General features: G+C 68.7%; 18 protein-coding genes. 5 read left to right on the forward strand and 13 right to left on the reverse strand.

Features of this window, described 5'->3' with window-relative positions:
- The first annotated feature begins 586 nt into the window (after positions 1-586).
- On the forward strand, positions 587-1165 hold the full coding sequence (locus CJZ98_RS09840; RefSeq protein WP_232756375.1) for a sterol desaturase family protein: 579 nt from the start codon (positions 587-589) through the stop codon (positions 1163-1165).
- Between the two features lie 145 nt (positions 1166-1310).
- Here CJZ98_RS09840 and CJZ98_RS09845 read toward each other — a convergent pair whose 3' ends face one another.
- From CJZ98_RS09845 to CJZ98_RS09855, 3 genes are all read right to left on the reverse strand, one after another.
- A complete protein-coding gene (locus CJZ98_RS09845) occupies positions 1311-2171 on the reverse strand; it encodes a CPBP family intramembrane glutamic endopeptidase (protein ID WP_094590868.1) in 861 nt (286 codons plus the stop codon).
- Complete coding sequence (gene clpS / locus CJZ98_RS09850; protein WP_108723293.1) at positions 2171-2440, reverse strand: ATP-dependent Clp protease adapter ClpS; 270 nt, start codon at positions 2438-2440, stop codon at positions 2171-2173. The genes CJZ98_RS09845 and clpS overlap by 1 nt, the downstream gene beginning before the upstream one ends.
- Positions 2441-2574: 134 nt before the next feature.
- Complete coding sequence (locus tag CJZ98_RS09855; RefSeq protein ID WP_094590870.1) at positions 2575-3825, reverse strand: LL-diaminopimelate aminotransferase; 1251 nt, start codon at positions 3823-3825, stop codon at positions 2575-2577.
- Positions 3826-4023: 198 nt separating this feature from the next.
- Between CJZ98_RS09855 and CJZ98_RS09860 the strand changes: the two genes are divergently transcribed.
- The 3 genes from CJZ98_RS09860 to CJZ98_RS09870 all read left to right on the forward strand — a co-directional run bounded on the left by CJZ98_RS09860 (position 4024) and on the right by CJZ98_RS09870 (position 9861).
- Positions 4024-6717, forward strand: coding sequence for a TIGR03960 family B12-binding radical SAM protein (locus CJZ98_RS09860; RefSeq protein ID WP_232756377.1), 2694 nt, complete (start codon positions 4024-4026; stop codon positions 6715-6717).
- Between the two features lie 463 nt (positions 6718-7180).
- Positions 7181-9286, forward strand: coding sequence for an Rne/Rng family ribonuclease (locus CJZ98_RS09865; protein ID WP_094590874.1), 2106 nt, complete (start codon positions 7181-7183; stop codon positions 9284-9286).
- A gap of 2 nt (positions 9287-9288) precedes the next feature.
- A complete protein-coding gene (locus CJZ98_RS09870; protein WP_390625514.1) occupies positions 9289-9861 on the forward strand; it encodes a ribonuclease HII in 573 nt (190 codons plus the stop codon).
- 22 nt (positions 9862-9883) lie between these two features.
- Here the strand turns inward: CJZ98_RS09870 and CJZ98_RS09875 are convergent, their stop codons facing one another.
- Positions 9884-10405, reverse strand: a complete 522-nt coding sequence (locus tag CJZ98_RS09875) for a DUF1997 domain-containing protein (protein ID WP_094590878.1) — start codon at positions 10403-10405, stop codon at positions 9884-9886.
- Between the two features lie 56 nt (positions 10406-10461).
- On the opposite strand from CJZ98_RS09875, the gene pheA reads away from it, so the two are divergent.
- Positions 10462-11310, forward strand: coding sequence for a prephenate dehydratase (pheA, locus tag CJZ98_RS09880; RefSeq protein WP_094590880.1), 849 nt, complete (start codon positions 10462-10464; stop codon positions 11308-11310).
- On the opposite strand, the gene CJZ98_RS09885 is transcribed toward pheA, so the two are convergent.
- The 9 genes from CJZ98_RS09885 to CJZ98_RS19355 all read right to left on the reverse strand — a co-directional run bounded on the left by CJZ98_RS09885 (position 11265) and on the right by CJZ98_RS19355 (position 20438).
- The gene (locus tag CJZ98_RS09885; protein WP_094590882.1) at positions 11265-12287 is read right to left on the reverse strand and encodes a methyltransferase domain-containing protein; all 1023 of its coding nucleotides are present in this window, start codon (positions 12285-12287) and stop codon (positions 11265-11267) included. The genes pheA and CJZ98_RS09885 overlap by 46 nt on opposite strands.
- A gap of 48 nt (positions 12288-12335) precedes the next feature.
- Positions 12336-13082, reverse strand: a complete 747-nt coding sequence (locus tag CJZ98_RS09890) for an LON peptidase substrate-binding domain-containing protein (RefSeq protein ID WP_094590946.1) — start codon at positions 13080-13082, stop codon at positions 12336-12338.
- Between the two features lie 211 nt (positions 13083-13293).
- Positions 13294-13614, reverse strand: a complete 321-nt coding sequence (rpsJ, locus tag CJZ98_RS09895; protein ID WP_094590884.1) for a 30S ribosomal protein S10 — start codon at positions 13612-13614, stop codon at positions 13294-13296.
- Between the two features lie 131 nt (positions 13615-13745).
- A complete protein-coding gene (gene tuf, locus CJZ98_RS09900; RefSeq protein WP_094590886.1) occupies positions 13746-14975 on the reverse strand; it encodes an elongation factor Tu in 1230 nt (409 codons plus the stop codon).
- A gap of 39 nt (positions 14976-15014) precedes the next feature.
- On the reverse strand, positions 15015-17090 hold the full coding sequence (fusA, locus tag CJZ98_RS09905) for an elongation factor G (RefSeq protein WP_094590888.1): 2076 nt from the start codon (positions 17088-17090) through the stop codon (positions 15015-15017).
- A 111-nt stretch (positions 17091-17201) separates the two neighbouring features.
- Positions 17202-17672: a 30S ribosomal protein S7 gene (gene rpsG, locus CJZ98_RS09910; protein WP_094590890.1), complete on the reverse strand. Its 471-nt coding sequence runs from the start codon at positions 17670-17672 to the stop codon at positions 17202-17204.
- 42 nt (positions 17673-17714) lie between these two features.
- Positions 17715-18089, reverse strand: a complete 375-nt coding sequence (gene rpsL, locus CJZ98_RS09915) for a 30S ribosomal protein S12 (RefSeq protein ID WP_094590892.1) — start codon at positions 18087-18089, stop codon at positions 17715-17717.
- Between the two features lie 69 nt (positions 18090-18158).
- Positions 18159-18536 carry an AIR synthase gene (locus CJZ98_RS09920; RefSeq protein WP_094590894.1) on the reverse strand — a complete coding sequence of 126 codons (378 nt, stop codon included), beginning with the start codon at positions 18534-18536 and terminating at the stop codon, positions 18159-18161.
- A 36-nt stretch (positions 18537-18572) separates the two neighbouring features.
- Positions 18573-20438 carry a phosphodiester glycosidase family protein gene (locus CJZ98_RS19355; protein WP_094590896.1) on the reverse strand — a complete coding sequence of 622 codons (1866 nt, stop codon included), beginning with the start codon at positions 20436-20438 and terminating at the stop codon, positions 18573-18575.
- Positions 20439-20547: the final 109 nt, after the last annotated feature.

The following is a 20547-nucleotide window of genomic DNA, read 5'->3' on the forward strand; positions in this document are numbered from 1 at the left end:
GCCGCCAGGTGAACCAGCCCGATGATCGAGGCCACTGGTTCACGGAGGCTCAGTCACGGCCCCCTGCTGCTGACTCAAACGTGCGACATGCTCCTAGGGAGCCCCCTGAATGTGAGAGGCCGGGTGCTACTGCGGGATCAGCACCTCGCTCTCCAGCGTCAGGCTGTTGGCACGCCCAGCAACACTGGTCATGGCTACCGGGTTGATTTCCGCATCCCGGTGCCATCGCCGCGTCATCGATGGTGCGGTGGCGGATATCCGGCAATGCTGCATCGTTGCAGCCGCTCCCGTGGGCTGGTTTTACCTCTAGCCTGAATTGCCAGACCCAACGGACATCGGCATCGATTTCATCCAGCTAACAGCCCAACCTTGTCCTGACCTTGATGGAATCGGGCAGATCTGGGCATGGCACTCCTTCGGAGCCGACAGCCTTGCATGGTTTCTGATCATCCTGGCCCGCTATTTCCTCGTCGCTGGAGGGTGCTGGTGCCTCATTCGGCTCTGCCGTCCCCAGGCCACTGCACCGGCGTCGGAGCTACAGAGCCGGGGGATCCGCGACGGGATTCGCCATGACATCCGTCTGTCCGTGCTCTCGGCGGCGGTGTTCGCCCCGGCCGCCGCGGCGGTGCCGTGGCTGCAGGCCCATGGCATCACCAAGCTGTACGTCGGAGCTGACACCAACACCTGGTGGTATCTGGGTGTCAGTTATCTCGCGGTGCTGATCCTGCAGGATGCGGTGTTCTACGCCACCCATCGCCTGTTCCATCACCCGGCGCTCTACGCTGCGTTCCACCGGGGTCACCACCACTCTCACCGGCCCACCCCCTGGACCTCCTTCGCCTTTGATTCGCCAGAAGCCCTGGTGCAGGCTCTGTTTCTGGTGGGGGTTGTGATGCTGATCCCCCTGCACCTGATCACCCTGCTGGCCGTGCTCAGCACCATGACCGTGTGGGCGATCGTGAACCACCTCGATCTCGAATGGCTGCCGCGCCGCTTCCCCCACCACCTCCTGGGCCACTGGGTGATCGGGCCGGCACACCACTCCCTGCACCACCACCGACCGTCGGTACACTTCGGCCTCTACTTCACCTTCTGGGACCGTGTCTTTGGCACCCAACATGCCGGCTATTCCAGAGACTTGAGAGCGTCGGCCGCTTCGTCCTGATGGGTAGAAACCCTGCAGGTCTGAGCTGATTCCATTCGGAAACCGATCAGATGCTCGATGGCATCGGACAACTGACGATCAGCGGAAAGGCAAGGACCAGTGACCTGAGCCTCGACATCCTCAGTTCTCCGCCAGCGTCTGAGGATCAGGGTTGCGCATCCAGGGCCCGCCCCGCCGGTCCTGCTCCGGGACTCCACCAGCGCCGCCGCACCCACAGCAGCGCTCCAAGCCCCAGCCAGCCCAGCAGTCCACCGATCGGGTTTGGGCTGGTACTGCCGGCTCCAACCAGCCAGGCAGGTGTCCCTGGCGCGATCTGCAGCGGTCCGGCCAGCAGGGCGAACCAGCCGCCCACCAGGCCGCCGTGCAGGCCCACCGCCCCCCACAGCGCACCGCCATCGGCGCGGCGCTGCAGCGCCAGGACCAATCCCAGCAGCACCAGACCGCCAAGCAGGGCCAGGGCCTCCGGCCCGGGCAGCCGGGTCCAGGGGTGTACCAGGGCAAAGATCGCCGCCTGCAGGCCGATGGCCCGGCGCCGACCGGCCAGGAGTTCCAGTTCCCCCCAGAGCCAGCCGCGGAACAGCAGCTCCTCGGCGAAACCCACCCCCAGCAGCAGGGCCAGGGCATTCAGACCCTCGGCAGCGGTGAGCGTGCCGCCCCAGCGGGCCTGGCCCGTGGCCACCAGCACGCCACTCACCCCCACCAGCAACAGCACCGCCTTGAGCAGGCCGCGCCCGAAGGCCCGCACGCCGGCGGCGGGCGCCACCACGACCCCGAGGGAGCGCCAGGGGGTCGGGCTGTCCCAGGCCCGCCGCAGCCTCCAGGGCAACGTGGCCAGCAGCAGCACCAGGGCGATCGCCGCCCCCGCCAGATCCAGCTGGTCGGGCCGCCAGCTGGGGAACAGCAGGCCGAAGGGCCGCGCGCTCAGCCAGCCCAGCCCGTAGAGCAGGGGTACGTAGAGCAGGGTGCCGATCCAGTGGGGTCGGGGGCTGTCGGGGCCTGCGCCCATCAGCTCTCGGGCTCGATCGTGCTGCTGAGGCCCTTGGCCTTGAGGCTCTCGCTGTAGAACTCCGCTGGCTCGATGTCGCACACGATCACCAGACCCACGCCAGTGTTGTGGGTTTCCAGCATCACGGCGATGGCGTCCTGTTCGCTCAGGCTCGGCACCACCTGGCGCAGGGTCGTCACCACGTATTCCATGGTGTTGACCGGGTCGTTGTGCAGCAGCACCTTGTAGCGGGGCGAGGGCTTGCGCACCCGCTCCGGTGCCTTCTCCATCACGGCGGCGCCGCCGGGGTTGCCGGCGGGCGACTGGGAGGCGGCGGGCGGCGTGCCCGTGGGCAGTGTGGTCTTGGGCAGTGTGGTCATCATGGCCAGCTCAGACATGACGAAGGTCAACTGTAGGCAGCTGTTCAAGCGACGGCCGCAGCAGCGGCCAGGGCGCGTTGAATCCGCCCCATTGCCTCCAGCACGTTCTCGCGGCTGTTGAAGGCCGAGAGCCGGAAGTAGCCCTCGCCGGCGGCGCCGAAGCCGCTGCCGGGGGTGCCCACCACGTTCGCCTGGCTGAGCAGCAGGTCGAAGAAGCCCCAGGAATCCACGCTGGCTGGCGTCTTCACCCACACGTAGGGGGCCTGCTCACCGCCGTACACCGCCAGACCGGCGGCGCTGAGCTCGCGGCGGATGATTGCGGCGTTTTCCATGTAGAAGGCGACCAGGGCCTTCACCTGGGCCTGGCCCTCGGGCGAATACACGGCTTCGGCGCCGCGCTGCACGATGTAGCTCACGCCGTTGAATTTGGTGCACTGGCGGCGGTTCCACAGGCCCCACAGCTCCACCTGCTCACCATGGGCGGCGGTGCCCTTCAGGCCCCGGGGCACCACGGTGAGGGCACAGCGGGTGCCGGTGAAGCCGGCGTTCTTGGAGAACGAGCGGAACTCAATGGCGCACTCGCGGGCACCTTCGATCTCATAGATGGAGTGGGGCAGCGTGGGGTCCTGGATGAAGGCCTCGTAGGCGGCGTCGAACAGGATCAGGGCCCCATTGGCGCGGGCGTAGTCCACCCAGGCCTTGAGCTGCTCCTTGGTGGCGACGGCGCCCGTGGGGTTGTTGGGGAAGCAGAGGTAGATCAGATCCACCTTCTCCGTGGGGATCTGGGCGGTGAAGCCGTTCTCGGCGTTGATCGGCAGGTAGGTGAGGCCGCCGTACTGGCCGGCGTCATCGGCCTGGCCGGTGCGGCCCGCCATCACGTTGCTGTCCACATACACCGGGTACACCGGGTCGGTCACGGCGATGCGGTTGCCCTCGCCGAGGATGTCGAGGATGTTGGCGCTGTCGCACTTGGAGCCGTCAGATACGAAGATCTCCTCGGCGGAGATGTCGCAGCCGCGGGCCTGGAAGTCGTTCTGGGCGATCGCCTCGCGCAGCCAGAGGTAGCCCTGCTCGGGGCCGTAGCCGTGGAAGCCCTCCCGCGTGCCCATCTCATCGATGGCGGCCTTCATGGCGTTGCGGCAGGCCTCGGGCAGCGGCTCGGTCACATCACCGATGCCCAGGCGAATGATCGGAGCCGAGGGGTTGGCCTCGCTGAAGGCCTTCACCCGCCGGGCGATTTCGGGGAACAGATAGCCCGCCTTGAGCTTGAGGTAGTTGCCGTTGACCTGGGCCATGGGAAGGGGGGCTCCGCGCGCGGTTGCTGATGGCGGGATTGTCCTATGGCGGCGGGCCCGAGCCGTGGCGGCTGGCCTGCATACGATCAAGCCAACGCCTGCCCGCGTGCCGCCGTGACCGTTGCCCCGTCCGCCGATGCCGCTGCGTCGGGTGTCACCACGTCGGCCGTTGCCCCTCCCCTCCCGGCTGATGCCCCGGTGGACTTCGCGGCCCTGGTGGACCGCAGCATCGCCAAGCCGGGCCGCTACCTGGGCAATGAGCTGGGGGTGCAGCCCCGCGACTGGTCGCAGGCCTGGGGGGGCGCCGGTGTGCGCTGGGCCCTCACCTACCCCGAGATCTACGAGGTGGGCTCCAGCAACACCGGCCACATCATTCTCTATTCGATCCTCAATGCCGTTCCGGGGCAGCTGTGCGATCGCAGCTACCTGCCTGGGCCCGATCTGGCGGCGCGGCTGCGCGAGCGCGGTGATCCCCTGTTTGCGGTGGAGAGCCGCCGGCCGCTGCCAGCCTTCGACATCCTGGGCTTCTCGTTGAGCTACGAGCTGGGCGCCACCAACATCCTCGCGATGCTGGAGCTGGCGCAGATCCCGATCCGTGCCGCCGACCGCGGAGATCTCTCCCTTGGCGATCCCCTGGCGCCGCCGCTGATCTTTGCCGGTGGCCCCACCGCCACCAGCAATCCGGAGCCCTTTGCGGCCTTCTTCGATTTCGTGGTGCTGGGCGATGGCGAGGAGGTGCTGCCCGAGATCGGCCTGGTGGTGGCCGAGGCCAAGGCGGCGGGGCTCACCCGGCGCCAGCTGCTGATCGATCTGGCCCAGGTGCCGGGGGTGTACGTGCCGGCCCTCTATGGCCCCGGGCCCGATGGCGTGACCCAGGTGCCGCAATGGCCTGGGATCCCGGCCCGGGTGCTGCGCCGCACCGCCACGCCCATGCCCCACTACGCCATGGGCCTGGTGCCCCACATCGAAACGGTGCACGACCGGCTCACCGTGGAGATCCGCCGCGGTTGCACCCGCGGCTGTCGCTTCTGTCAGCCGGGGATGCTCACCCGCCCGGCCCGCGATGTGGAGCCGGAGGCGGTGATCGAGGCGATCGAAACCGGCATGGAACGCACGGGCTACTCCGATTTCTCGCTGCTCTCGCTCAGCTGCTCCGATTACCTGGCCCTGCCGGCGGTGGGGGTGGAGCTGCGCAACCGCCTGGCCGACAAGAACGTGACCCTCACCCTGCCCAGCCAGCGGGTGGACCGCTTCGACGAGAACATCGCCCACATCCTGGGGGGCACGCGCAAGGCGGGCCTCACCTTCGCGCCCGAGGCCGGCACCCAGCGCCTGCGCGACATCGTGAACAAGGGGCTCACCGATGCCGAACTGCTGCGGGGCATCCGCACCGCCATGGAGAGCGGCTACCGCAAGATCAAGCTCTATTTCATGATCGGCTTGCCGGGGGAAACCGATGCCGATGTGCTCGGCATCGCCGAGACCTGCCGCCAGCTGCAGCGTCAGTGCACCGATCTGGGCCGGCTGGAGCTGAACCTCACGATCAGCAACTTCACGCCCAAACCCCACACGCCTTTCCAGTGGCACAGCGTGAGCACGGCGGAATTCCAGCGGCGCCAGCAGTTGCTGCGCGACGCCCTGCGGCCCCTGCGCGGCATCAAGACGAACTACACCGATGTGCGCCTCTCGGCCATGGAGGACTTCGTGGGTCGCGGTGATCGGCGCCTGGCACCGGTGATCGAGGCCGCTTGGCGCTCCGGTGCCGGCCTCGATGCCTGGTTCGAGGCTGCCGACCGTACCTACGCCGCCTGGACCGATGCCATTGAGGCCGCGGGCCTGGGCGGCCGCTATCGCGCCTTGGAGCTGGGGGAGTGGAGTGCCGCCGAGGGCATGGCCCCCGATGATCTGGCGACGTTCTGTGCCCAGCCCCTGCCCTGGGATCACATTGATCCCGGCCTCGACAAGCGTTGGCTGGCCGACGATCTGCGGCGGGCCCTGGCCGCAGCCGTGGTGCCCGACTGCTCCTTTGAGGGCTGCAGCAGCTGCGGCGTGTGCGGCCCGGAGCTGGGCCACAACGTGGTGATTGCGCCGCCGCCGATCCCCGTGCAGTTGCCCCAGCGGGCGCCGGCCAGCGAGCGGGTGCAGCGCCTGCGCTTCCGCTTCGCCAAAACCGGCTCCCTGGCGCTGCTCAGCCACCTCGATCTGGTGCGGCTGCTCGAGCGGGCCGTGCGCCGCAGCGGCCTGCCGGTGAGCTTCACCGGCGGCTTCCATCCCCTGCCGCGGGTGCAGTTCGCCCTGGCCCTGCCCCTGGGGGCCGAGGCGGATGGCGAGTGGATGGATCTGGAGCTGGCGGAATGGCAGAGCCCCGCCTGGGTGCGGGAACGGCTGCAGGCGCAGCTGCCAGCGGAGTTCGCCCTGCTGGATGTCAGTGAGGTGCCTGTGGCGGGGCCGAGCCTGTCGCAGGAGCTGGCGGCGGCCCGCTGGAGCCTGGTGTTGCGGCCGCAGATCGTGGCCACGGCGGCGGCCCAGGCTGACGCTCGGCCCGCAGGTGCCCGGGCCCAGGTCGTCGCGCTGTTGAGCCCTGAGCGCTGGCAGGCGGCCGCCGAGGCCCTCGTGGCGGCTGGCGCCTGGATCTGGGAGGACACCGACAAGAAGGGCCGCCCCCGGCAGCGGGACTGTCGGCCCTACCTCCAGAGCCTGGAGCTGGAGCCGGCGCCGGTCCACGGCGCCGAGGCGGTAACCCTGCGCTACGGCGCCGTGATCGATCCGGCGGGCCGAAGCCTGCGACCGGAGCAGCTGCAGCACTGGTTCGTCCAGCAACTGGGGCTTCAGTTGGAGCTCGTCGGCCTGCGCCGCGAATCCCTGCAGCTCGAGATAGCCGCCAAGGGCTGACAGTGGCACGTGCTACGGTTCTGGCACGACGGCAGATCCATCAGCCAGTTCACAGCTGATTGGGACATCGCCGCGGCAGCTTTCACGAACCACTCTTCCTGAAAGCCGCTGCCAGCGGCGCCGTTCAGACGGGTTCCATCCAATAACGGAACTTGCAACCTTTCGCCGACCAGGCCCGTTCGAACGGCCGCGGCTGCGAGGAGTCCACACCCCGTGTGGCCCTCCCGCCCCATCCTTTGAGCCGGCGCAGCGGCGGTCCCTGTCCGACCCCCCTTGGCACCGCCGTTGTGCGGCTGTCACCCCCGTGGTTGTAGCCCTGAGCTGTTCCGACCTCCCGTGCCCCCATGTCCTTGCCGCAGCCGCAGACGGCCGTGGTGAGTCATGGCGGCCGCTGAGCGGTCCTGGGCTCGGGGGTCTCCTTCCGTTCCAGGTCCGGCTCACCTGAGCCATCCCCCCGATTTCCATGCCCCAGCAGATCGTCATCGCCGAGCAGCTGCGCATCGCCGCGGTTCTCCACGACGAACGTGTTGATGAACTGGTGGTGGCCCAGGGGCGTTACCAGATTGGTGACGTCTACCTCGGCACCGTTGAAAATGTGCTTCCTGGCATTGATGCCGCTTTTGTCAACATCGGTGAGGGGGAGAAGAACGGCTTCATCCACGTCACCGATCTGGGGCCCCTGCGCCTGAAGAAGGGCACCGTCGGCATCACCGAGCTGCTCGAGCCACGCCAGAAGGTGCTCGTGCAGGTGATGAAGGAGCCCACCGGCACGAAGGGCCCGCGCCTTACCGGCAACCTCACCCTGCCCGGCCGCTTCCTGGTGCTCCAGCCCCACGGCCAGGGCGTCAACATCTCGCGCCGCATCGCTGCCGAGGGCGAGCGCAACCGGCTGCGGGCCCTGGGCGTTCTGATCAAGCCCCCCGGTGCGGGCCTGCTGATCCGTACCGAGGCCGATGGCGTTGGCGAAGAGCTGCTGATCGACGATCTCGAGGCCTTGCTGCGCCAGTGGGAGGCGATCCAGACCGCCGCCGAGAGCGCCAACCCGCCGGTGTTGCTCAATCGCGACGAGGATTTCATCCACCGGGTGCTGCGCGACCTCTACAGCCCCGAGGTCGTTCGCGTCGTCGTCGATACGCCCGAGGCGGTGGCCCGGGCCAATGCCTTCCTCGGCGTGGATCACGCCAACGTGTTGGTGGAGGCCCATGGTGAGCCCGCCGAGATCCTTGAGCATTTCAAGGTGAACGCGGCGATCCGCGATGCCCTCAAGCCCCGGGTGGATCTGCCCTCCGGCGGCTACGTGATCATCGAGCCCACCGAGGCGCTCACGGTGATCGACGTGAACTCGGGCTCCTTCACCCGCTCCGCCAACGCCCGCGAGACGGTGCTGTGGACCAACTGCGAGGCGGCTATCGAGATTGCCCGTCAGCTCAAGCTGCGCAATATCGGCGGCGTGGTGGTGATCGACTTCATCGACATGGAGTCGCGCCGCGATCAGCTGCAGCTGCTGGAGCACTTCACCGAAGCTGTGCGCCACGATTCCTCCCGGCCCCAGATCGCCCAGCTCACCGAGTTGGGTCTGGTGGAACTGACCCGCAAGCGCCAGGGCCAGAACATCTACGAGCTGTTCGGCCGCGCTTGCCCCAGCTGCGGCGGTCTCGGCCATGTGGCCGTGCTGCCCGGCAAGGACTCGCTCCAGCCCCTCGCCAACCTCGGCGGTCTGGTGCGCTCTGCCGCCTCTGCCCGGGCCGAGGTGCCCAGCCCCTCCGGTGCCGAGGCCTCCGGTGGCCGCCGCCGCCGCGGCGGGCGCGGTGGCCGCAGCGGCGGCGAGTTGCCTGAAGCGGGCCTGGCCCAGGAGTTCGTCACGGTGCCGGTGCTCACCACCACCTCCCTGGAGGCCGCCACGGCGCCTGTCGCCGGCGAGCCCCCAAGCCGCCGGCCCGAGCCCGAGCTGGTGGCGGTGTCCATGGATGCCGACCAGGAACTGGTCTACGGCTGGCTCGGCCTCAACCCAGTCCTGCTGCTCGATGCCCCGCCCCCCAGCTGCGACAACCTGGTGGTGCGGGTGGTTCGGCCCGGCGATGACGCCGAGGCCGTGCTCGAGGAGGCGCGCCAGCAGCTGGCCGCCGCCGGTCCCCGCCGCCGCCGCCGCGGCCGCGGTGGCGCCGCTGAGCCCCCCAGCAACGGCCGTTCAGGCCATGGCGACGGTGCCGATGCGGAGGATGGCGGCGCGACCGCCGGCCATGACGCCGCGCCCGTTGCGGCGCCCATCCCGCTTCCCGTCACCGTGGAGATCACACCGCTCGAGGAATTCACCCCGATCCCGGTGCTCTCCGATGCCAGCATCGAAGTGCGCAGCACCCGCTCGCTCGATGCCCCGGCCCCGGTACGGGGCGGGCGCAGCCGTAGTCGCTCCAGTACCGCCGCCGCGGCAGCCCCCGTGGCCGTGGCGAGTCCCACGGCGGTGATCCCAGTCGTCGCTCTTCAGGCGGAGCCTGTTGTCGAACCCGTCGCCGAGCCCGAGGCCGGTGAGCCCCGTCGTCGTCGTCGTCGCTCCTCCGCCAGCGACTGAGGGTGGCCCAGGCCGGCGTCGATGAAGTGGGTCGGGGCTGCTGGTACGGCCCCGTCTTTGCCGCGGCGGTCATCCTGCCGGCTTCGGCCCACGCTCCCCTCGCCAGCGCCGGCCTCACCGACAGCAAGGCCCTTACGGCCCGGCGCCGCGCCCAGCTGGTGCCCCAGATCACCGAGGCCGCCGAGCGGTGGTCCTTGGGCCAGGCCTCGGCGGCGGAGATCGATCGCTTCGGCATCCGCCAGGCCACTGAGTGGGCCATGATTCGCGCCCTGCAGCGACTCGGGTCAGCGCCGGAGCTCGTGCTCGTGGATGGGGTGCTGCCGCTGCGTGCCTGGCGTGGCCCCCAGCGCACAGTGGTGCGCGGCGACAGCCTGCACCTGGAGATCGCCGCCGCCAGCGTGCTGGCCAAGCAGTGCCGTGATGCCCTGATCCAGCGGCTGGCGCAGCGCCATCCCGGCTATGGCCTGGAGCGCCACGCCGGCTACGGCACCGCCGTGCACCGCCAGGCCCTGCTGCGGCTGGGGCCCACGCCGTTGCACCGGCGCACGTTCCTGCGCAAGCTGCTGGGGCCCTAGCGCAGGCGGCTGCGTTCTCCCCTCAGGCCGCGGCCGGCGGCTCGCACCAGCGCTCGAAATCCCCCAGCAGCTGCTGGCCCACCCGCGTCTTGATGCCCAGCAGGATGCCCGATAGCAGCGAGCGGCCCGTGGCCTCCAGCACGCCCGTGGGGATCAGCTTCAGCAGGCTGGGCTGACTGACGCTCACCGCCAGCGCTGCCTCGCCCGCCAGGCCCTCGTCGCTGGCCTCCAGCCAGGAGTGCAGGGTCAGGCGGAAGTCGTCCACCAGACCCAGGCCCTCCAGCTCGCAGTCCACAGCCTCCAGCTCAATCCGGTTGGGATGGGAGCGGGCCACCAGCTCCACCACCGGCTGGATCTGCAGCTGGAACACCTGCAGCTTTGTGACCGTGTAGCGGTAGCGCCCCGGGCTGAGCGGTTCGAGCTGGTGGGCATCCAGCAGGGCGGCGATCACCCGCTCCTCGTCCGCCAGGTAAGCGGCAAGGCGGTCCTGCTCCTGCTCCACCGGCAGATGCAGGGCTTGGCTGGCACTGAAGGCCAGGGGCATTCCAGGGCAGCCGGCGCGGCATGATCCTATCCAGCCACCCCCAGAGCCCACCTCCCATGCGCATTGCCTTCCTTGGCCCCGCTGGCACCTATGGGGAACAGGCGGCGGGGCGGCTGGCGGCCCTGGAGGGTCAGCCCGAGGCGGAGCTCGTGCCCCAGGTGGGGATCCGCGCGGTGGTGCAGGCCCTGGCTGAGGGCCGCTGCGACGCGGCCGTGGTGCCGGTGGAAAACTCGGTGGAGGGAGGTGTGACCGCCTGCCTCGATGCCCTTTGGGAGCACCCGGAGCTGCGGGTGGCCAGGGCCCTGGTGCTGCCGATCCGCCATGCCCTGCTGGGCAGTGGCCCGATCACCGGCATCAGCGAGGTGCTCTCCCATCCCCAGGCCCTGGCCCAGTGCAGTCAGTGGCTGGGGGAGCAGCTGCCCAATGCCCTGCAGCTGCCCACCAGCTCCACCGCCGAGGCGGCCCGGATGGTGGCCGGCAGTCGCTTCCGCGGCGCCATCGCCTCGCTGGAGGCCGCCCGGGAGCATGGCCTGGAGGTGCTGGCCTATCCCGTTAACGACGTGCCGGGCAATTGCACCCGCTTCCTGCTGCTGCGCCGCGGTGAGCGGCAGCTGCAGGGGCCGCTGGCCAGCCTGGCCTTCTCGCTCCACGCCAACAGCCCCGGCGCCCTGCTGGAAGCCCTGGGCTGCTTCGCCCGCCTGGGGCTGAACATGAGCCGGATCGAATCGCGCCCCTCCAAGCGGGAGATGGGCGAATACATCTTCTTCGTGGATCTGGAGCTGTCAGAGGGCTCAGCGCCGCTGGAGCAGGCGTTGGTCGCGCTGCAGCCGCTGTGTGAGCACCTGGCGGTGTTCGGCGCCTATCCCCTGGAGTTGGCGCGCGAGGAGGCCAGCGGCGCGGGGTGATGGGCTCCGCCCGGCTTGACGGCGCGGAACACCCCGAACTGCATCATCCCGGTGGCGAAGCCCCAGTGCATCAGCAGCAGGGTGGGGGTTTCGCGCAGGCCCTGCAGAACTGCCTTGGGCCCCAGGCCCAGCACCGCCCTGGGGCGCCGCAGCCCCTCCAGGATCGAATCGACCCAGGAGGGCAGGGTCTCGCGGCTCCAGTCGCCGGTTGTCACCAGCAGGCTGTCGACCTGGGTGGTGTCCGCCTGCGCGCCACCCACGCCCCCGTGGCGGCTGAGCTCCAGGTTGCGGCGGAAGCCTGGAATACTCGCGAATTCCGGGTGGGCCCACTGCACCAGCAATTGGTGCATCACCCAGCGCTCCAGCCGGTTCAAGGGGCGCACGGCCGGGTCGCGCCGGTTCCAGTCCGCCACCGCCAGACGACCGCCGGGGCGGAGGACCCGTAGCAGCTCGTCGGCGTAGCGCTGCTTGTCGGGCATGTGGGGCCCGGCTTCGACACTCCAGACCGCATCGAAGCTTGCGTCGGCCAGCTGCAGGTCCAGGGCATCCATCACGGCGAAGCGGCAGGTCAGGCCCTCGGGGGTCAGCGCCGTGGCCCGGACGATCTGGCCGGGGCTGATGCTGATGCCCAGCACGTCGAAGCCATAGTCGCGGGCGAGGATGCGGGCGCTACCGCCGATGCCGCAGCCCACATCGAGCACCCGGCTGCCGGGGGGCAGTTGGTCGAGGCCGCTCCAGCGCACCAGCTCGTGCACGAAATCCGCCTTGGCGCGGCGGAAATCCACAGGGCGCGGCGGGCTGCCGTAGTGACCCAGGTGCACATGCTCGCCCCAGAGGCGCTCCAGCAGCTGGTCATCGGTCCAGCGGTCGTAGGCATCGGCTACCGAGGCGGTGCTGTGGAAGGCGCGGTCGCGGCGCTGCCATACCAGCAGGCCGATCGCCAGCAGGGCCAGCCCCACAAGCAGCAGCAGGGTCAAGCTCCCTGCCGGGCTGGGCAGGACTGCCAACACTCTGGGATCCACGGCTCAGCGGCTCCCGCCCAGGTCGTCGTCTGCCTCGCCGTCGCCGTCGACTTCCGCGGCGTCGCTGCGGCGCCCCAGGCCGCTGGGGTCCCCGTCTTCGGCCTCCAGGTCGCGGAAGGTGTCCTTCAGGACGGTGCGGGCCGCCAGCTGGCGGCGGGTCTGGTCCAGCAGCTCGTACTCCTGGCGCAGGCGCTCGCCTGTGTCGGTGATCTCCAACAGGGCCTGCTGGTGGTCGGCCACGGGACCGCCCAGGTGGGCGCCGATCCAGAAGGAGAGCTCCCGCGGCAGATCCGGAAGGTCGTTGGGCAGGCTGGCGGGCTTGCCGATCAGCTTGCCCGTCAGGTCCACCACGTCGTGCAGGGCCTGGCGCACTTCCAGGGAGAGGTCGCTGAGGGCTTGGTGGCTGTCGGCGTGGTCATCCTCGATCCAGCTCACCAGGCCGACGCGAAACGGCGCTTCCCTCACTACATCCAGCACCCGGAAGCGCTGCTGGCCGAGGGTCACGATGTTGCTGCGGTCGTCCTCCTGGGTCTGGCACTGCAGGATCTCGGCGCAGCAGCCCACATCGGCCATCTTGCCGGCCTGGGGATCCCAGCGCACCACCCCGAAGCGGCGATCCGTCTCCATCACGGTGCGCAGCATCATGCGATAGCGCGGCTCAAAGATGTGCAGCGGCAGCACTTCCTGGGGGAATAGCACCACATCCGGCAGGGGGAAGAGGGGCAGTTCCCTCACGGCCAGATTCGTCACAATGGCAACCAGCAGGGCGGCGGGGAAGGATAGCCAGGTGCCGCCTGGAGGCAGAACCAACAGCAGGGTCGATCCTAGGGAGCCGGCCTCTGCCATCGGGAGCGGCTGGGCTTTCGTGGGCCTGGCGGCCACAAAAAAGCCCGCCGGAAGGCGGGCGCTGAGAGTCGACTGAGCCCAGTCAGGTGGACGTTGCCCTGTGGGGCAGGGAGGCTCAGAGCTTCACTTCGATGTCGACACCGCTGGGCAGATCCAGCTTCATGAGGGCGTCGATCGTCTTGGCGGACGGGCTGTAGATGTCGATGATCCGGCGGTGAGTGCGGGTCTCGAAGTGCTCGCGGGAATCCTTGTCCACGTGGGGCGAGCGCAGCACGCAGTAAATCTTGCGCTTGGTGGGCAAGGGGATCGGGCCGATCACTGTCGCAGCGGTGTGATCGGCGGTCTCGATGATTTTTTCGCAGGACAGATCCAGCATGCGGCGGTCGAACGCCTTCAGGCGGATGCGGATCTTCTGCTGGGCAATGGAGGCGGACATGGGCAGTCAGGGTGGAAGCGAACAGGACGCAGATCCGGGCGGAACCCGAATGCCATCCCGGAAGAGCTGGATTGTCGAGGTGCGGGGAAAGGGGTGAGCCGGAAAGCTCACCCCCGGAGGCTACCTCAGCCTCACTCGATGATCTTGGACACCACGCCGGCACCGATGGTGCGGCCGCCTTCGCGGATGGCGAAGCGCATGCCCTGCTCGATGGCCACCGGGCAGATCAGCTCACCGGTCATCTTGATGCGGTCGCCGGGCATCACCATCTCCACGTTGGAGCCGTCGTCGGCGGTGAAGGCGGTGATCTGGCCGGTCACGTCAGTCGTACGGATGTAGAACTGCGGGCGGTAGCCAGCGAAGAAGGGGGTGTGGCGGCCGCCTTCTTCTTTCTTCAGCACATACACCTCGCCCTCAAACTTGGTGTGGGGCTTGATGGAGTTGGGCTTCACCAGCACCATGCCGCGCTCGATGTCTTCCTTCTGGATGCCGCGCAGCAGCAGACCCACGTTGTCGCCGGCCATGCCCTCGTCGAGCAGCTTGCGGAACATTTCCACGCCGGTGACGGTGGTCTCGCGGGTGTCCTTGATGCCGACGATCTGCACGGTTTCGCCCACCTTCACCTTTCCGCGCTCGATGCGGCCGGTGGCCACGGTGCCGCGACCGGTGATCGAGAACACGTCTTCGACGGCCATCAGGAAGGGCTTGTCGATTTCGCGCTCGGGCTCGGGGATGGACTCATCCACGGCGTCCATCAGGTCGAGGATCTTGTCAACCCACTCGTTTTCGCCGCGCACGGCCTTGTTGCCGGCCTGAATGTGCTCCAGGGCCTTGAGGGCAGAGCCGGCCACCACGGGCAGGTCATCACCGGGGAAGTCGTAGCTGCTCAGCAGCTCGCGCATTTCCAGTTCGACGAGCTCGAGGATCTCCTCGTCGTCGACCATGTCCTTCTTATTGAGGAACACGACCAGGGCGGGCACGCCCACCTGCTTGGCCAGCAGGATGTGTTCCTTGGTCTGGGCCATGGGGCCATCGGTGGCGGCCACCACCAGGATGGCGCCGTCCATCTGGGCGGCACCGGTGATCATGTTCTTCACGTAGTCCGCGTGACCGGGGCAGTCCACGTGGGCGTAGTGACGCTTGTCGGTTTCGTACTCGACGTGGGCGGTGTTGATGGTGATACCGCGCTCCTTCTCTTCAGGAGCACCGTCGATTTCGTCGTAGGCCTGGGCCTTGGCCTTGCCTTGGGACGCCAACACGTTGGTGATGGCGGCGGTGAGGGTGGTCTTGCCGTGGTCAACGTGGCCGATGGTGCCGATGTTGACGTGGGGCTTGTTCCTTTCGAACTTCTCGCGTGCCATGATGAAAAAGAATCGGGGATGGGTAAGGTTAGGGGAAGATCAGGAATTACCCTGATTCTTAGAGATGATGGCCTCGGCCACGTTGCGAGGAACTTCCTCGTAGTGGCTGAATTCCATCGAGAAGATACCCCGACCCTGGGTCATGGATCGGAGCTGGGTGGCGTAGCCGAACATCTCGGCCAAGGGCACCTTGGACTGGACCTTGGACTGTCCATTGTCGATGGACTGCCCTTCGACCTGACCGCGGCGCGAGGAGAGATCGCCGATCACGGAGCCCAGGAAGTCCTCGGGCACCTCGACTTCGACCTTCATCATCGGCTCAAGCAGCACAGGATTGCACTTCTTGACGCCGTCCTTGAAGGCCATGGAGCCGGCGATCTTGAACGCCATCTCCGACGAGTCCACATCATGGTAAGACCCGTCGACCATGGTGACCTTGACGTCGATCATCGGGAAGCCTGCAATCACGCCGGAATTGCAGGTCTCCTTCATGCCGGCTTCGGCCGGGCCGACGTACTCCTTGGGAACGACGCCGCCAACGATCTTGTTGACGAACTCGAACCCGGAACCCGGTTCGCCGGGCTCCATTTCGATCACCACGTGGCCGTACTGCCCCTTGCCACCGGTCTGGCGGGCGAACTTGCCCTCACCCTTGGCGCTGCCGCGAATGGTTTCGCGATAGGACACCTGGGGTGCGCCGATGTTGGCCTCCACCTTGAACTCGCGCAGCATGCGGTCCACCAGGATTTCCAGGTGGAGTTCGCCCATGCCGGCGATCACGGTCTGGTTGGTTTCCGGATCGGTGCGGACCCGGAAGGTGGGATCTTCCTCGGACAGGGATTGAAGGGCCTTGGAGAGCTTCTCCATGTCGCCCTTGGTCTTGGGCTCGACGGCCACCGAGATCACGGGCTCGGGGATGTAGAGCGATTCGAGGATGATCGGGTCGGAATCCACGCAGAGCGTGTCGCCGGTGGTGGTGTCCTTGAGGCCCAGCACGGCGCCCAGGTCACCGGCGCGCAGTTCGTCCACTTCCTCGCGATCGTCGGCCTTGAGGATGATCAGGCGCGAGATGCGCTCCTTCTTGTCCTTGGTGGAGTTGAGGACATAGCTGCCCTTCTGCAGCACGCCGGAGTAGATGCGCACGAAGGTGAGCTTGCCAAAGGGATCGGCCATCACCTTGAACGCCAGGGCGCTGAAGGGGGCACTGTCTTCGGCGGGACGGAGGGCCTCGGTGCCATCGGGCAGCAGGCCCTGGATCGGGGGCACATCCACCGGCGCGGGCAGGTAGTCCACCACGGCATCCAGCAGCAGCTGCACGCCCTTGTTCTTGAAGGCGGAGCCACAGAGGATCGGCACGAGGCCGTGCTTCAGCACGCCCTGGCGGATGCCCCTGCGCAGCTGCTCCTCGGTCAGTTCGCCGTTCTCGAGGAAGAACTCAAGCAGCTCCTCGTCGGTTTCGGCGACGCTTTCCATCAGGGCCGCACGCCACTCGGCGGCCTCATCGGCCATTGACGCGGGGATGTCGGTTTCCTCGATGTCCTTGCCGAGTTCGTCCTTATAGATAAAGGCCCGGTTCTTGACCAGATCAACGATGCCGCTCAGCTCGCCTTCAGCACCGATCGGCAGTTGGATCGGGGCGGCGTTGGCTTTGAGGCGGTCCTTGATCTGACCGTGCACCTTCAGGAAGTCGGCGCCGGTGCGGTCCATCTTATTGACGAACACCATGCGGGGAACGCTGTAGCGATCCGCCTGGCGCCACACTGTTTCCGATTGGGGCTGTACGCCGCCCACGGCACAGAAGACTGCAATGACGCCATCGAGCACCCGCATGGAACGCTCCACCTCAATGGTGAAGTCCACGTGGCCGGGTGTATCGATGATGTTGATACGGTGATCTTTCCAGCTGGTGGAAATCGCGGCTGCGGTGATGGTGATGCCCCGCTCCCGCTCCTGGGCCATCCAGTCGGTTACGGCCGCGCCATCGTGCACTTCGCCGATCTTGTGAACCACACCCGAATAGAACAGGATGCGTTCGGTCGTGGTGGTCTTGCCCGCGTCGATGTGGGCGGCAATACCGATATTTCTGACGCGTTCCAGGGGAAAGGCGCGGGCCACGGGGTAGGTCTCCGGAGGGTAGGTCTACAAAAATTGGGCGTCACTCTACAGGTCGACCATCGGCCGACGGCCCAGGCAGGGGCCGGGTCATGGTGATCCGGCCGACCTGACTCAGTAGCGGTAATGGGCGAAGGCCTTGTTGGCCTCGGCCATCTTGTGGGTCTCTTCGCGCTTGCGGACGGCGCTGCCGGCCTCGTTGGCGGCATCCATCAGCTCACCGGCCAGTTTCTGGGCCATGCTGCGGCCGTTGCGGGCCCGCGAGAAATTCACCAGCCAGCGCAGGGCCATGGCGGTGCCCCGCTCCTGCCGCACTTCCATGGGCACCTGGTAGGTGGCACCACCGACGCGACGGGCGCGCACTTCCACCAGAGGAGTGGCGTTCTTGACGGCCGTCTCGAACAGCTCGAGGGGATCGGATCCAGTGCGCTCGTTGATCAGCCCGAAGGCATCGGAGAGAATCCGCTGGGCGGTGGACTTCTTGCCGTGCTTCATCAGCCGGGCCACGATCATCGTGGCCAGACGGCTGTTGAACTGCGGATCGGGCAGAACCGGGCGCTTCTCGGCGGCGTTGCGGCGGGACATAGACCTGGGTAGTGGGAGTCAGGAACGGGAAACGGGGACGGATCAGCCCTTCGGGGTCTTGGCGCCGTACTTCGAGCGCGACTGACGACGGTCCTTCACGCCGGCGGTGTCGAGGGTGCCGCGGATGATGTGGTAGCGCACACCGGGCAGGTCCTTCACACGGCCGCCGCGGATCATCACCACGGAGTGCTCCTGCAGGTTGTGGCCGATGCCGGGGATGTAGGCGGTGACCTCGAAACCGGAGGTGAGACGCACACGGGCCACCTTGCGCAGGGCCGAGTTCGGCTTCTTGGGGGTGGAGGTGTACACGCGGGTGCACACGCCGCGGCGCTCGGGGCAGGCGCGCAGGGCAGGGGACTTGGTCTTGCGGGTGAGGCGCTGCCGCTCGGTACGGATCAGCTGCTGAATCGTGGGCATCGAGGGCCGGAGCGTTCGGGGGGCCGGAGAGCAGGTCGGAAGACCGACCGTTTTCGACAATCCGCCACCTTACTTTGTCGCCGGACCGGCCGCCCCCGCTGGCTCCGCTGGGCTGCCGGCCGGGCTGAAGGCAGCGCCGCAGGCGCAGGTGCGCACCTCGGCGCTGGGTCGCACCAGGAAGCCGCCGCCGCTGAGGTCGCCGCGGTAGTCGAGCTGCAGGCCGGCCAGCCGTTCGCCCTGGTCCGCTGGGGCAAAGAGGGTGATGCCGTCGGCCCGGGCGACCGGCTGGCCGGCCAGGTGGCCCGGGCGGATGCGGATCACCCAGCGCTCACAGCTGCCCTCCACCAGGTCGATGTGCATCACGCCGGGGGTGCCGGCCACCGCCGCCTGGCGGCCCAGTTCGGCGGCGGCGGCCGCGCTCAGGAGCAGGCTGTGGCCCTTGGGCATGGCGGTGGCGGCTCCTTGGACTGGGCCCCCAGTCTGTCAGGGCCCCCAGGCCGCCACGGCGCGCCGGGCGGGGCCGCCCGTGGCGGCGGCCTGGCCGGCACCACGCGGCACCAGGCCCAGGCCGTTGTGCACCGAGGCCACGACGCCGCGGCCCCGCACCGTGTGGGTGTCGCCCACCACCAGGCCGGTGGAGCTGCCTCCATCCAGGTTGAGGGCGTCCCGCAGCCCCAGCTGTTGCAGGAGGCGGGCGGTCTCCAGCAGGGTCGGGCCGGCGCTGTTGGCGCTCTGGAGGGTGACAAGCCAGAGCTGGTTGCCGTCACTGCCGATTACGGTGCGGGGCGCCCCCTGCTCCAGAAACGTCGGGCTGAAGCCCTCGGCGCCGCCATTGAGCACCAGCTGGCCGCCCTGGAGCAGCAGCGGCCCACCGCCGACCACGAAGGGCTGCTGGCCCAGGCCGTCGCTGGGTTGGCTGGCGAGACTGAGGCGCTCGCCGGGGTTCCAGGGCAGGGCGCTGCCGCCCCGGGCCACCAGCAGTTGATCGGGGCCGTCGAGGGGGATCCCCGCCGCCAGTTCGGGGCCCTCGAAGCGCTGCAGCACCACGCCGTCGCGTACGAGCACGGCACTCTCTTTGCCGCTCAGGGCCTGGTAGCTGCGGCCCCAGTCGGCGGTGTAGCGGCTCAGGCCCCGCTGCACGTAGCCGCTGTTGAGGGTGGCGAGGGGCCAGCGCTGACCCCGGCCATCGCTCACCCATTCCTGCAGGCTCAGTCGCCCGAAGCTGGGCATGTTTCCGTCCCGCCAGCCGATGGCACCGCGGTTGAGGATCGGGCCGGACAGCCAGCGGCCGTTGCTGCGCAGGGCGCCGAGGGGCAGGCGCCGCACCCTGTTGAAGTAGCCGCCGTTGATGGCGATCAGGGCCTGCTCGCCGCGGGCCAGCTGGCCCAGGCTGCTGAGGCCCTGCATGCCGTCGGGCCGGGTCAGGGGGCGCAGGTCCAGGGGGATGGCGCGCGGGTCGAGGCGCACGCTGCTGAGCACCACAGCGCCGCTGCCGCCCGGCAATACGCGCCGATCGATGCGCAGGCCCTGGCCCAGCAGCTGCTGCAGCCGTGGATCGAGGGCCGCCGGTCGCTCCGGGGTGACGGTGGCGGCGGCGCCATCGCCGAACTCCAGCACCAGCCGGTCGGGGCCGCCCAGGGTGAGCAACTTGGGGGCGGTGCCGCTGGCTGGCTGGAATCTCAGCCCCTGGACCTCCCGCCGCACCCGCAGACCCAGGGCCTGCAGCTCCCGCTCCTGCTCTAGGGTGCCGCGCAGCCCCAGCAGGATGCCGGCCTCGCCCCGCTGCACCAAGGCCGGGCCGGCCAGATCAAGCACGATGCGCCTGGCACTGCCCAGGTCCCGGAAGCGGATGCGGCCCAGGCCGGCGGCCGGCAGCTCCAGCTCCAGACGATCCCCCAGGGGCTGCACCCGCACCCCCGCCGCCGTCAGCAGGGCGAGGGCGGGCACCGCCACCTCATCCTCCAGGCTGCGCTGGGCAAGGGCCGGAATGCTGGCCCGGCGGCCGTACCACTCCAGGTTCAGCTCGCCGCTGGGGCTGGTGCTGCTGGCGACACCCAGTTGGTCCTGCAGCACCTCCAGGGGTAGCCAGAGTTCAGCGGGGTTGGCGGCGGTGGCTGGGCTCCACTGCCAGCGGGCCTGCTGGATCCGTCCGTTGATGGCGATCTGGCCGCCCTGTTGGCTGGCCTGGCCCGCGCGGGTCGCGACCAGGACGGAGTCGGCGCCTGCCCGCGGTGCGGCCTCGGCGGCGCCGGGAGCCAGGGCGAGCAGGAACGGCACGGCACCGAATCCAGCGCTCAGTCCCACTGAGAGCCCAGCGGCCAGGGGGAGATGGGCCAGCAGCGCCGCCATGGGTCCTCGGATCTGCTTGTTGGCAAACGCTAGCTGTCCCTGCAAGGCCTGGTCGCCCCTGAAGGCCCGTGCTGGCGTGCCCGGGGGCACAGATCCCTAGGATCAGAGG

The organism is Vulcanococcus limneticus LL (assembly GCF_002252705.1).
In the GTDB taxonomy this organism is placed as follows: domain Bacteria; phylum Cyanobacteriota; class Cyanobacteriia; order PCC-6307; family Cyanobiaceae; genus Vulcanococcus; species Vulcanococcus limneticus.